Here is an 11,812-nt window from a genome sequence, read left to right as displayed (position 1 = left end):
ACTGCCCTTGCCAGGACAGTTTTTTCTACCTACATAAATGAAAGTAAAAACGGCGCCGCGCAAAGCGTCATAATCGCCGCAAGGATCATTGACACGCTGGAAATCGTGCCGGACACTGAGCTAAGCTCAAATGCTTTGGATGTGCCCGCTCCATGTGCGCTTGTGCCGAGCAGCACGCCCCGCGCAATTTCGTTATCAATGCGGAAATAGCGGATGACCATCGGGCCGATGACGGTGCCGAACAATGCAGTCAAAATGACAAATATAGCTGTGACCGCAGGCATTCCGCCGATCATTTCAGATACGTTCATAGCGATCGGCGTTGTCACTGATCTTGGAACGAGGCTGTCAATCAAGCCAGTTCCGAGATGAAGCCATTTCGCAATAAGAGCTGTAGAAATAATCGCGATGCATGAGCCGAGGGCGACGTTTAAAATAATTTCCACTGCGTATTTCTTTAAAACAGGGAAATATTTATAAAGCGGGATCGCAAATGCCACGGTAGCCGGCTGAAGCATATCGGTCAGCACTTCACCGCCGAGATTATATGTCTCGTACGGGACATTAACCAGCAGCAGCAGACCGACTAACACAGCGGGCGTCACCAATAGCGGCGACGTATAGACTCGCGGAAAACGCGAATATACTTTTTTTGCTCCTAAATACACCAAAACCGTTAATAACAAACTTACAATTCCGATGAACACGTATGTTTTTTCTCCTTTCTTTTCGCAATGATTTGTGTAAGCGTTCCTGTGGACACCATCACGACAAACGTGCTGATGATGACAACAAGCAAAATGCTGACACCGAATTTTGACATAATGTCTCCGTATTCAATCACTCCGACGGCAGATGGGATAAAAAATAAAAGCAGCTCCCCAAGAAGCCACGCCGCGCCAAGCTCTATCCATTCAAGCTTGATGATTTTAAAGTGTAATAATGTGAAAAGAATCACAATCCCAATTATACTGCCGGGAATATTTATATGAAGAAGGGCTGTCACCCAATTAATCAGCCGAGCAAATATAAATAACAGAGCGATTTGAATAACGGTTAGCAACAGTTTTTTCATATTGATGCCTCCCTTATATTCATATTGTACATGAGGTTACGCTATAGGTAAAATATATATTAAGCATAATAAGTATTCCTTTTGTCTATAGAAAGGGTGAAACAAATGGACATCCGCCATTTAACATATTTTCTGGAGGTCGCCCGTCTGAAAAGTTTTACTAAGGCGTCTCAATCACTTTATGTTTCTCAGCCGACGATATCGAAAATGATCAAAAATTTAGAAGCGGAGCTTGGGATCGAGCTTTTTTACCGAAACGGCAGACAGGTGGAACTGACGGACGCCGGCCATAGCATGTATGTGCAGGCACAGGAAATCATTAAATCATTTCAAAACCTGACATCTGAGTTAAATGATATTATGGAGGTCAAGAAAGGGCATGTGCGAATCGGACTGCCGCCGATGATCGGCTCAGGATTTTTCCCGCGAGTGCTCGGCGATTTTCGGGAAAATTATCCGAATGTGACCTTTCAGCTCGTTGAGGACGGCTCTATCAAAGTCCAAGAAGGCGTTGGGGACGGTTCTCTTGACATCGGTGTTGTCGTTCTCCCCGCAAACGAAGACATTTTTCATTCATTTACGATCGTAAAAGAAACATTAATGCTTGTCGTACACCCTTCCCACCGGCTGTCGGGTGAGAAAGAGAGCCGATTACAGGATTTGAAGGAAGAGCCTTTTATTTTCTTCAGGGAGGATTTTGTTCTCCACAATCGAATTATGATGGAATGTATCAAGGCCGGATTCAGACCTCATATCATTTACGAAACCTCACAATGGGATTTTATCAGTGAGATGGTGTCAGCCAACCTGGGGATCGGACTTTTGCCGGAACGCATATGCCGCGGCCTTGACCCGGAAAAGGTCAAAGTCATTCCGCTTGTCGATCCGGTCATCCCTTGGCATCTTGCGATTATATGGAGAAAGGATCGCTATTTGTCCTTTGCGGCAAGAGCTTGGCTTGAACATACGAAATCGTATTTATGGGATCCGAAAAAAAGAGAGAGTAAAGGATGATGCTAATATGGATGCACAATCAGCAGCAAAACGTCTAACAGCCGTCCGGAAGCATAGCCCTCTGGTGCACAGTATAACAAACAATGTTGTGACAAATTTTACAGCGAACGGCCTGCTCGCCCTCGGTGCATCACCCGTAATGGCTTATGCGGAGGAAGAGGTCGCCGACATGGCAAAAATCGCGGGCGCGCTCGTTTTAAATATCGGAACGCTAAGCAAAGAAACCGTCGAAGCTATGATCATTGCGGGTAAATCAGCGAATGAACATGGCGTACCCGTCATTCTTGATCCTGTCGGTGCTGGAGCGACAACGTTCCGCACTGAATCGGCACGTGAGATGATTCGTGAGGTGCGCCTCTCTGCAATCAGGGGAAATGCCGCGGAAATTGCACATACCGTCGGTGTTTCGGATTGGATGATCAAAGGAGTCGATGCCGGTGAAGGCGGAGGCGACAGCATCCATCTGGCTCAACAGGCGGCGCAAAAACTGAACACGGTCATTGCGATTACTGGGGAAGTCGATGTAATTGCCGACGCATCTAACGTATACACTCTTCATAACGGCCACAAGCTGCTGACGAAGGTGACAGGCGCCGGATGTCTTCTGACTTCAGTTGTCGGTGCGTTTTGTGCAGTGGAAAAAAATCCGTTATACGCTGCTATCGCTGCGATTTCCTCATATGGTGTTGCGGCACAGCTTGCCGCGCAGCAGACAGCTGACAAAGGTCCGGGGAGTTTTCAGATTGAATTGCTGAACAAGCTGTCTTCTGTCTCTGAACAAGATGTACTAGAGCTAGCGACAATAGAAAGGGTGACAGTCTCATGACACGTATTTCTCGGGAAATGATGAAAGAGCTATTATCTGTTTACTTCATTATGGGTTCAAACAATACGAAAGGCGATCCTGTGGCAGTCGTGCAAAACGCATTAAAAGGCGGTGCCACTCTGTACCAGTTTCGTGAAAAGGGCGAGGGCGCATTGACAGGAGAGGAGCGGATTGCCTTCGCCGCAAAGGTTCAGGCGGCATGCCGTGAAGCCGGAGTCCCTTTTATTGTCAATGATGATGTGGAGCTGGCACTGAAACTGAAGGCAGACGGTGTGCACATCGGCCAAGAGGATGCGAAAGCAAAAGAGGTCCGTGACGCAATTGGCGATATGATTCTTGGCGTGTCTGCCCATACGATGTCTGAGGTGAAGCAAGCCGAGGAAGATGGAGCAGATTATGTCGGTCTCGGGCCGATCTATCCGACGGAAACGAAAAAGGATACAAGAGCTGTGCAGGGTGTGTCTCTGATTGAAGCGGTGAGACGTCAAGGCATCAGCATCCCGATTGTCGGCATCGGCGGCATCACAATAGAAAATGCCGCTCCCGTCATCGAAGCGGGGGCTGATGGTGTCAGTATGATCAGCGCTATCAGTCTGACGGAAGATCCGGAAGAAGCCGCACGTAAATTTTACGATGTTATTCACACATATAAGACCGGCAGATAACCCGATTTGCCTTCAAAAGGCTGTCCTGTAAAGGGCAGCCTTTTTGCTGTTCCGCCAAGGTTTTCAGACCTTCAAATTTTCATTGACAAAGATCGGGAACTGGCTATGATTATGATATACAATGATAATCATTTTCAATTATAGGAGGAACATGATGGCTCGGGGGCTGACACTTATATTACTCAGCTTGTTGATGTTTTTCGGTTCGGCGGTGCATGCGGAAAATGATCCGATTGCTTCCCTGCTTGAATTAAACAAGCAAATGATCAAATCTGTACAAGACGGAGATATAGATTCCGCACAGCAAACATTTGAGACCTTCAAATCGGCGTGGAAAAAGGAAGAACCATCTATTAAGAAGGAAAACCTTTCATCCCACAGCAAAATGGACTCGAATATCGCTATGATTTCTCTTTCTTTCATTAATCAAGACGCGAACAAACTCGAAACACAGCTTGAAGAGCTTTCTTCTCACTTAGAAACCTACCAGCAGGCTGTTGTGCTGAAGAAGGCATCCTCGGGTCAATCAAGGGCGTCCTTAACAGCTTATATTCAAAGCTTAAAAGACACAAAACAATTGATAGAAAAAAAACAGATGGGTGAAGCGTCAGCCGCTATCGACAACTTAATCACATCTTGGCTGGCCGTAGAAGGAGACGTCGTATCCCAATCCAAAGAAGCGTATACCACATCGGAGGAAAATCTGGCACTCATGAAGGCTGAAATCGACAGCCATCCCGATCAGGTCATAAAGCAAATTGACGAAATGATTCAATTGCTTGAGCCGATTGCTTCGAGCAGCTACAGCTGGTGGGACGCGGCCTTGATCCCAATTCGAGAAGGAATGGAGGCGCTGCTTGTCATCGGGGCGCTTTTGACCATGACAAAAAAAGCCCGTGTCACCCGTTCTTCTGCATGGATCTGGGGCGGCGCGTCAGCAGGCATGTTCGTTTCCTTAGCAGCCGGAATCGGCGTCACCCTCCTGTTCTCCTCGAATGTATTCGGAGAAAACAATTTCTTGCTAGGCGGAATCACCGGCTTGCTGTCCGCTGTCATGCTTTTGTATGTCGGGGTGTGGCTGCATAGAAACGCCTCGATGGACAAGTGGAGAGAAAAAATCAATGTCCAGAAATCACAGGCGCTGAAAAAGCGAAGCCTGCTTTCCTTTGCGCTCATTGCATTTCTGGCAGTCGTGAGGGAAGGGCTCGAAACAGTCATCTTTTTCATCGGCCTTGTTGGAAAGCTCTCTCTCACTGAGCTGATCGGCGGGACAGCCGCGGGCCTTGTCGTTCTCGTCATCGTCGGTGTTCTTATGATGAGGCTCGGAATGCGCATTCCATTGAAGCCGTTTTTTCTGCTGTCAATGGCGGTTGTCCTGTATATGTGCGTGAAATTTCTCGGAACAGGCGTCCACAGCCTGCAACTCGCGGGGATCCTTCCGTCTGATGCAGAAAGCTGGCTGCCGTCTGTGTCCGTTCTCGGAATTTATCCGTCCGTGTACAGTACGATTCCGCAATTGCTGATTTTGCTATTTTTACTGATCGCGCTTATCTCAGAAGCGGCAAAACATTATACAAATGGAAAGGAACTGACAAAATGAATATCACAAAGATTGCTGTAACAGCCGGATGCATCCTTGCACTGTGTGCAGGATGCGGAGCCAATGACACTTCGTCAACTAAAGAAAAAGCGTCATCTGATAAAAGCGGGGTAAGCAAAGAGATCGCAGCTTCCGTCGATAAAATGGAGAATATGATTTCCGAGCTGAATGAATCAGCTGAAAAAGCTGATCAAAAAGAGATTCAAAAGAAGGGGAAAGAATTAAACAGCTACTGGCTTTCTTTTGAAAATGATATTCGCAGCGACTATCCGTTCGAATACACAGAAATCGAAAAGCATCTTCAGCCAATCTACACAGAAGCGCAAAAATCCAAACCGGATACAGACAAAATCAAGACAGAATCCGAGTCACTGAAAGCGTCCTTAGAAGACCTGACAGAAGCGAAGAAGAGCAGCAAAAAGGCAAGCGATCAGCTGGCAAAAGCGGCAGATGAATATAAAGACTACGTCAAAGAGCAGAGCGATCAGCTTGTGAAGGCGACGGAAGCATTTACAGCTGCCGTGAAGGCAGGCGATATTGAAAAATCAAAGACGTTATATGCGAAAGCGCGCGTCTATTACGAAAGAATTGAACCGATTGCCGAAAGCCTCGGAGATCTTGACCCGAAAATTGATGCCCGGGAAAACGATGTAGAAGAAGGAGACAAATGGACAGGGTTCCACAAGCTTGAGAAAGCCATTTGGAAGGATAAAAATATTTCCGGGGAAAAGGCGACGGCTGACCAGCTTGTCAAGGATGTAAAAGAGCTTGATGGTTCGATTGAATCATTGACATTAACGCCTGAACAAATTGTGGCAGGCGCGATGGAGCTTCTGAACGAAGCAGGTATTTCTAAAATTACGGGTGAAGAGGAGCGCTACTCACGAATCGACTTAGTCGATCTTATGGCAAATGTTGAAGGCTCCGAGGCTGTGTATCAAACTGTGAAAAGCGCTCTCGTAAAAGATCACTCTGATCTGACGGAAAAGCTGGATACCGAATTCAGCGAATTTGAAGTTTTAATGGCAAAATACAAAACGAATGATCAGGCCTATACGTCTTATGATAAATTAAGTGAAGATCAAATCAGAGAGCTGAGCACAAAGCTGACGACTCTTTCTGAAACCATGTCGAAGATTGCGAATGTGCTATAAAAGGAGTTTTGTAACAGCATGAGCGATGAACAGAAAAAGCCAGAACAAATTCACAGACGGGACATTTTAAAATGGGGAGCGATGGCTGGGGCGGCCGTGGCGATTGGCGCCAGCGGCCTCGGCGGTCTCGCTCCGCTTGTTCAGACCGCGGCTAAGCCATCGAAGAAGGACGAAAAAGAGGATGACCAGGTTGTTCCATTTTACGGAAAGCATCAGGCCGGAATCACCACTGCCCATCAGACGTACGTGTATTTTGCCGCGCTTGATGTGACGGCGAAGGAGAAAAGCGATATCATCACGTTATTCAGAAACTGGACCAGCCTGACACAAATGCTGACGTCAGGAAACAAAATGTCGAGCGAGCAGAAAAATCAATATCTGCCTCCGCAGGATACGGGTGAATCGGCTGATTTACCGCCTTCCAATTTAACTGTTACTTTTGGCTTCGGGCCTGACTTTTTCGAAAAAAATGGAAAGGATCGTTTCGGACTGAAAGGCAAGAAACCGAAACACCTTGCTGCTCTTCCGGCGATGCCGAATGACAATCTCGATGCGAAGCAGGGAAGCGGAGACATCTGCATCCAAGTATGCGCAGATGATGAACAAGTGGCGTTTCACGCGCTGCGAAACCTGCTGAATCAAGCGGTGGGCACCTGTGAAGTCCGCTTTATAAACAAAGGCTTTTTAAGCGGAGGCAAAAATGGAGAAACGCCGCGCAATCTATTTGGGTTTAAAGATGGAACAGGGAACCAAAGCACCAAGGATGACACCTTGATGAACTCGATTGTGTGGATTCAATCTGGCGAGCCTGACTGGATGACAGGCGGAACTTATATGGCTTTTCGGAAAATCAAAATGTTCCTTGAAATTTGGGACCGCTCTTCCCTGAAGGATCAAGAGGATACTTTCGGCCGCAGAAAAAGCTCCGGGGCGCCTTTTGGCCAAAAAAAGGAAACAGACCCTGTCAAGCTGAATCAAATCCCGTCAAATTCGCACGTCAGCCTTGCGAAATCTACAGGGAAACAAATTTTGCGAAGAGCCTTTTCTTACACGGAAGGCATTGACTCCAAAACCGGTTATATGGATGCAGGTCTCCTGTTTATCAGCTTTCAAAAAAATCCCGACAATCAGTTCATTCCCATGCTGAAGGCACTTTCGGCAAAGGATGCGTTAAATGAATATACGCAAACGATTGGTTCTGCTTTATATGCAATTCCCGGCGGGTGTAAAAAAGGAGAATATATCGCTCAGCGGTTGCTTGAATCGTAAAAAGAAGCCATGCAGGCTTCTTTTTTAAAAAACAGTTGTAACTTTTATTGTTACAGTTTAAAATCAACCTATACGAAAGGAGACAATCATGACAGTACAGATAAAAGTTTATTCAGATTACGTTTGCCCATTTTGTTTCATTGGAAAAGCCGCTTTTGAAGAAGCGATAAAAGGAAAGGATGTTGAAGTCGAGTGGATGCCGTTTGAATTGCGTCCAAGTCCTTCACCGCAGCTTGATCCTGTAAACGATCCTTCCAAGAAATATATGTGGCAAACCTCGATCAGACCGATGGCGGAGAAATTGGGAGTCGACATCAAATTTCCAAACGTCTCGCCTCACCCTTATACAGACTTGGCTTTTGAAGGCTTTCACTTTGCCAAAGAATACAACAAAGGACATGAGTATAATACCCGTGTATTTACAGCGTTTTTCCAAGAGGGCCAAAACATCGGAGAGATTGATATCTTGACGAAGCTGGCCGAGGAAGTCGGCTTAGACGGAGCATTGTTCAAAGCTGCACTGGAAGCAAGAACATATCAGGACGTGCAGCGGCAAGCTCTGAAGCACGCCTATGAAGAAGCTGACATTACAGCCGTACCAACCTTTGTCATCGGCGACACCGTGATTCCAGGAGCAGCCGGCAAGGAAGTATTTGAAAACGCGATTTCTCAAGAACAACAAAAAACGTAACCTAAGAAAGCTCTCTAAACAAAAATCTGTTTAGAGAGCCTTTTTTAATCCTGATCCATATGAATCCCGGTATGTGCCTTCACCTGTATTTCCGCAAATGTATCTTCATGAGCAGTTTTATCGGAAGACAGAAGCGTTCCAAGCCACGCACCAAGGAAACCTAGCGGAATCGAAATGATGCCCGGATTAGAAAGCGGGATGAGCGGCTCGCCTACAAAAATAGCACCTCCGGCCGGGTCCCACACACTCGGGCTCATCGACACGAGGACAAGAGCACTGATCAGCCCAGTCAGGCTGCCCCATAATGCGCCTGAGGCATTAAATCTTTTCCAAAACACAGTAAACACAATCAGCGGAAGGTTTGCGCTGGCGGCAACGGCAAATGCCAATGCGACAAGAAATGCGACATTTAAGGATTGTGCAAAAATCGCAAGAATGATAGACAGCACTGACACGGCAACAGATGCCCATCTAGCCGCTTTCATCTGTTCTTTCTCAGTTGCTTCTCCTTTTCTGATAATCTGGCTATAGATATCATGGGCAAACGCTGAAGCGGCAGAAAGCACCAAGCCTGTCACCACTGCCAAAATCGTGGCAAAGGCGATGGCTGATACAAACGCGAACAGGAAATCCCCTCCGAGTGCTTTTGCCAGAAGCGGCGCCGCCATGTTTCCCGCTGGATCGGCCGCTGTAATCGCGTCAAAACCGACAAACGCGGCCGCGCCAAATCCGAGAAATACCGTCATAATGTAAAACACACCGATGATCCACGTTGCTGAAACGACCGATGCCCGGGCAGTTTTGGCATCCTTAACTGTATAAAAGCGAATTAAGATGTGCGGAAGGCCGGCGGTCCCCAGCACAAGTGCCAAATTCAACGACAGGGTTTCAAGCGGGACCTTGTATTTGTTGCCTGGATTTAAAAAATCAGCGCCAAGCGGAGTAGCCGTTTTCATGTGCTCAAACATTGTATTGAGGTTAAAACCGAATTTAGAAAAAACAATGATTGAGATGACGAGGGTGCCGGCCATCAGCAAAACGGCTTTAATAATCTGAACCCAGCTCGTCGCGATCATTCCGCCGAACACGACATAAATGGTCATGAGCACTCCGACAATCAGAACGGCCGCGGTATAATCGAGCCCAAGCAGCAGTTTAATCAGCGCCCCTGCTCCCACGAGCTGAGCGATCATATAAAAGGTAGAGATGGCGATGGTATTGAGAGCGGCGACACCGCGGATCTTCTTTTCTTTAAAACGCGCCGCAATCATGTCCGCCATCGTATACTTTCCGAGATTCCGAAGCGGCTCCGCCACGATATAGAGGACAACGAGATAAGCGACAAGAAAACCGATGCTGTAAAAAAACCCGTCGAACCCATATAACGCAATCATTCCGGCAATGCCGAGGAACGACGCGGCAGACATGTAGTCGCCGGCAATTGCCAGTCCATTCTGAACACCAGTGAGCCCGCCGCCGGCCGTATAAAACTCACTCGTCGTTTTCGTCTGTTTCGCGGCAAAATACGTAATCACAAGCGTCAGTCCGACAATCGCTACAAATAACAGAAACGCTGTCAGGTTCATGTCTGTTCACCCTTTAGCTCTTCTTTTAAAGCGTTTACAAATTGGTCGTAACGAGCTGCCTTTCGGGAATACACCGTACTGAGTGTCCAGGTCATAGCGAATTGAGCGATGGCAAACAGCCAAGCCCATGAAACAGCACCGACTGCCGGAGTATTCAAAAAGGTGAAATAAGACGTTAAAACAGGGAGTGAAAAATAAAAGACAAAAAAGAAAATCGCAGTTGGAACAATAAAGGCCCGTTTCTGCTTCAAAAAGGCTTGAAAAGATGGAGACCCAGCAATCTTTTGGTAATCAGCTTGCGATCTGTACATGGCTTTCCTCCTTTTATTCTGTTGAAAAATAAGCATAAAGGTACACCAATAGGTATGTACAGAACGTCTGATTTATTCTTCAGGATCATAAAGTGGACGAAAAAAGCAGGAAACGTGAAGATAAGACGCGAGGGTATAAAACGGGCGAAGGTTTTCCAGCTGCCGCGTATTAACAAGTTTGCTTTCAAAACCTCACCAAATGCAGCCTATGCAAAGCTGCCCTTTTTCTAAAGTCCGGTTTCATGTTCGCATCACCTCTTTATGACAATGCATGTGCCAAGAGGTGACCGCATCACCAGCTGTCTGTCATATTTTAGGCTGAAACACCGTTTGTCCTCAAAATCGGCGCAGTAAATAAGCTATCGAATAGAGGAAATGGTGAAAACTCAGATCAGATGATAGAAAAGCCAGAGGTAAAAGATCCGCCTGTCCGGATTAGTCTTGACGGACGGTTTTTTTGTGATTGGTTTTTCTCATCGCTGTTTCAGATTCTAAAAACTGCCTCACATCATGAATGCCTAACCCAATGGATCTAGCTTCTTGAATCAACATATGCCAATCTTTGTCCAAATCTTTTTTAACTTGAGTTTTCATAGTAACCTCCAATTGTATAAAATGTTTTCCTGCAACATCCTGGCAATAAAAGACAAGCCGGTGCGATGATGAGGCGAGTACAACAAATTTCACACATAGTTGCTCGGTGTTCACAAACTGAAGGATAAATCACCTACCTATTCCCTAAAAAAATGACTAATATAACCAATGAACCTTATTTATAATAATAAACAATTAAATACTGACTGGATAGTATGTAAATGAAAATAAATCCTATTGCCTATTAAATATGACCCCTTAACAACCGAATAGCATACCTCTGGAAAGAAATAAATACCGCAAAAGATTGATCCGGTGTAAGATAAGGGTAATCATACCGGCTGGAGAAAAATATGAAAAAAACAAATTTCAAATTAAAAGAGAGCAAACATTTGAAAAATTTATAGAGGCTGGCCTGAATTTATTGATTGACCGAGCGTATGACTCTGTGTCTGTGGAAGAAATCAGCAGAGCTGCCGGATACAGTAAAGGCGCATTTTATGTTCATTTTGACAACATGGAAGACTTCCTGCAGCATATCTTCGAAAATCATCAAATGAAAAAACAGATTATCATCGGCTACCTGGATGAAATCGAACGGACATCTGTGAAGCCGCTGACGCTGCATGAGGCTGCAAAACATGCCGCAGAGCTGCTGTTTTCTTACTACAAAAATAAACCATCATGGGACATCACCTCGTTTGCGATGAATATGCCGACCTTTAAAGCTGTCCAAAAATGCAAGGCTTATGTGGGGCTATACGAATTGTGGGTGGAAGAAAATACGTCATATATTCATTGGCTGAAGGAGAGAAAGCTGGTTGACGACAGTATTGATCCCGAATATACGGCTAAAATAATATGTGCGGTGCTCGACGGAATCATCAAACAATCGCGTGTATTGGGCCATCCGGCCACATTCCGCAGCTTTTTTGACGCGCTTTCCGTTTTTGTTACTTTTAACCGCGAATATGCAACGCTAAGAAATTCGAAAAGTTTTTCAGAAAGCGAGGAACATCAGTGAAGT

Annotated in this window: 13 protein-coding genes; 8 read left to right on the top strand and 5 right to left on the bottom strand. The window is 46.0% G+C overall.

From position 1 onward, the window contains the following. Positions 1 to 29 precede the first annotated feature (29 nt). Positions 30 to 707: a CidB/LrgB family autolysis modulator gene (locus tag AU387_RS06240; protein WP_044159947.1), complete on the bottom strand. Its 678-nt coding sequence runs from the start codon at positions 705 to 707 to the stop codon at positions 30 to 32. Next, on the bottom strand, positions 689 to 1,075 hold the full coding sequence (locus AU387_RS06235; protein WP_003222205.1) for a CidA/LrgA family holin-like protein: 387 nt from the start codon (positions 1,073 to 1,075) through the stop codon (positions 689 to 691). The genes AU387_RS06240 and AU387_RS06235 overlap by 19 nt, the downstream gene beginning before the upstream one ends. A gap of 105 nt (positions 1,076 to 1,180) precedes the next feature. Between AU387_RS06235 and cidR the strand changes: the two genes are divergently transcribed. From cidR to AU387_RS06200, 7 genes are all read left to right on the top strand, one after another. Further along, positions 1,181 to 2,089, top strand: a complete 909-nt coding sequence (cidR, locus tag AU387_RS06230) for a cidABC operon transcriptional activator CidR (RefSeq protein ID WP_059335204.1) — start codon at positions 1,181 to 1,183, stop codon at positions 2,087 to 2,089. A gap of 7 nt (positions 2,090 to 2,096) precedes the next feature. Continuing rightward, positions 2,097 to 2,915 (top strand): hydroxyethylthiazole kinase, encoded by an 819-nt coding sequence (gene thiM, locus AU387_RS06225; RefSeq protein WP_059335203.1) that lies wholly within the window; start codon positions 2,097 to 2,099, stop codon positions 2,913 to 2,915. Then, positions 2,912 to 3,580: a thiamine phosphate synthase gene (gene thiE, locus AU387_RS06220; RefSeq protein WP_059292265.1), complete on the top strand. Its 669-nt coding sequence runs from the start codon at positions 2,912 to 2,914 to the stop codon at positions 3,578 to 3,580. The genes thiM and thiE overlap by 4 nt, the downstream gene beginning before the upstream one ends. A 154-nt stretch (positions 3,581 to 3,734) precedes the next feature. Further along, complete coding sequence (locus AU387_RS06215; RefSeq protein ID WP_059335202.1) at positions 3,735 to 5,180, top strand: FTR1 family protein; 1,446 nt, start codon at positions 3,735 to 3,737, stop codon at positions 5,178 to 5,180. Continuing rightward, entirely contained in the window at positions 5,177 to 6,334 is a 1,158-nt protein-coding gene (gene efeO, locus AU387_RS06210) for an iron uptake system protein EfeO (protein WP_044159939.1), read from the top strand. The genes AU387_RS06215 and efeO overlap by 4 nt, the downstream gene beginning before the upstream one ends. Before the next feature lie 18 nt (positions 6,335 to 6,352). Then, positions 6,353 to 7,603: an iron uptake transporter deferrochelatase/peroxidase subunit gene (efeB, locus tag AU387_RS06205; protein WP_059292268.1), complete on the top strand. Its 1,251-nt coding sequence runs from the start codon at positions 6,353 to 6,355 to the stop codon at positions 7,601 to 7,603. Between the two features lie 88 nt (positions 7,604 to 7,691). Beyond that, positions 7,692 to 8,294 (top strand): DsbA family oxidoreductase, encoded by a 603-nt coding sequence (locus tag AU387_RS06200; RefSeq protein WP_059335201.1) that lies wholly within the window; start codon positions 7,692 to 7,694, stop codon positions 8,292 to 8,294. Positions 8,295 to 8,338: 44 nt separating this feature from the next. Here AU387_RS06200 and AU387_RS06195 read toward each other — a convergent pair whose 3' ends face one another. The 3 genes from AU387_RS06195 to slrA form a co-directional block, all read right to left on the bottom strand. Further along, positions 8,339 to 9,880, bottom strand: coding sequence for a solute symporter family protein (locus AU387_RS06195; RefSeq protein ID WP_059335200.1), 1,542 nt, complete (start codon positions 9,878 to 9,880; stop codon positions 8,339 to 8,341). Next, positions 9,877 to 10,191, bottom strand: a complete 315-nt coding sequence (locus tag AU387_RS06190) for a DUF485 domain-containing protein (RefSeq protein ID WP_059335199.1) — start codon at positions 10,189 to 10,191, stop codon at positions 9,877 to 9,879. The genes AU387_RS06195 and AU387_RS06190 overlap by 4 nt, the downstream gene beginning before the upstream one ends. Positions 10,192 to 10,626: 435 nt before the next feature. Beyond that, entirely contained in the window at positions 10,627 to 10,785 is a 159-nt protein-coding gene (gene slrA / locus AU387_RS06185) for a transcriptional regulator SlrA (protein WP_044159932.1), read from the bottom strand. Between the two features lie 334 nt (positions 10,786 to 11,119). On the opposite strand from slrA, the gene AU387_RS06180 reads away from it, so the two are divergent. Continuing rightward, positions 11,120 to 11,809, top strand: coding sequence for a TetR/AcrR family transcriptional regulator (locus AU387_RS06180; protein WP_059335372.1), 690 nt, complete (start codon positions 11,120 to 11,122; stop codon positions 11,807 to 11,809). The last annotated feature ends 3 nt before the right edge of the window (positions 11,810 to 11,812 follow it).

The organism is Bacillus halotolerans (assembly GCF_001517105.1).
Classification (GTDB): domain Bacteria; phylum Bacillota; class Bacilli; order Bacillales; family Bacillaceae; genus Bacillus; species Bacillus halotolerans.
This window is presented reverse-complemented; position numbering and strand designations above follow the sequence as displayed.

Bases quoted from the DNA above. Each gene is read 5' to 3' on its own strand.
- AU387_RS06235 (WP_003222205.1), bottom strand. From the start codon at position 1,075: ATGAAAAAACTGTTGCTAACCGTTATTCAAATCGCTCTGTTATTTATA.
- cidR (WP_059335204.1), top strand. From the start codon at position 1,181: ATGGACATCCGCCATTTAACATATTTTCTGGAGGTCGCCCGTCTGAAA.
- thiM (WP_059335203.1), top strand. From the start codon at position 2,097: ATGGATGCACAATCAGCAGCAAAACGTCTAACAGCCGTCCGGAAGCAT.
- thiE (WP_059292265.1), top strand. From the start codon at position 2,912: ATGACACGTATTTCTCGGGAAATGATGAAAGAGCTATTATCTGTTTAC.
- AU387_RS06215 (WP_059335202.1), top strand. From the start codon at position 3,735: ATGGCTCGGGGGCTGACACTTATATTACTCAGCTTGTTGATGTTTTTC.
- efeO (WP_044159939.1), top strand. From the start codon at position 5,177: ATGAATATCACAAAGATTGCTGTAACAGCCGGATGCATCCTTGCACTG.
- efeB (WP_059292268.1), top strand. From the start codon at position 6,353: ATGAGCGATGAACAGAAAAAGCCAGAACAAATTCACAGACGGGACATT.
- AU387_RS06200 (WP_059335201.1), top strand. From the start codon at position 7,692: ATGACAGTACAGATAAAAGTTTATTCAGATTACGTTTGCCCATTTTGT.
- AU387_RS06195 (WP_059335200.1), bottom strand. From the start codon at position 9,880: ATGAACCTGACAGCGTTTCTGTTATTTGTAGCGATTGTCGGACTGACG.
- AU387_RS06190 (WP_059335199.1), bottom strand. From the start codon at position 10,191: ATGTACAGATCGCAAGCTGATTACCAAAAGATTGCTGGGTCTCCATCT.
- slrA (WP_044159932.1), bottom strand. From the start codon at position 10,785: ATGAAAACTCAAGTTAAAAAAGATTTGGACAAAGATTGGCATATGTTG.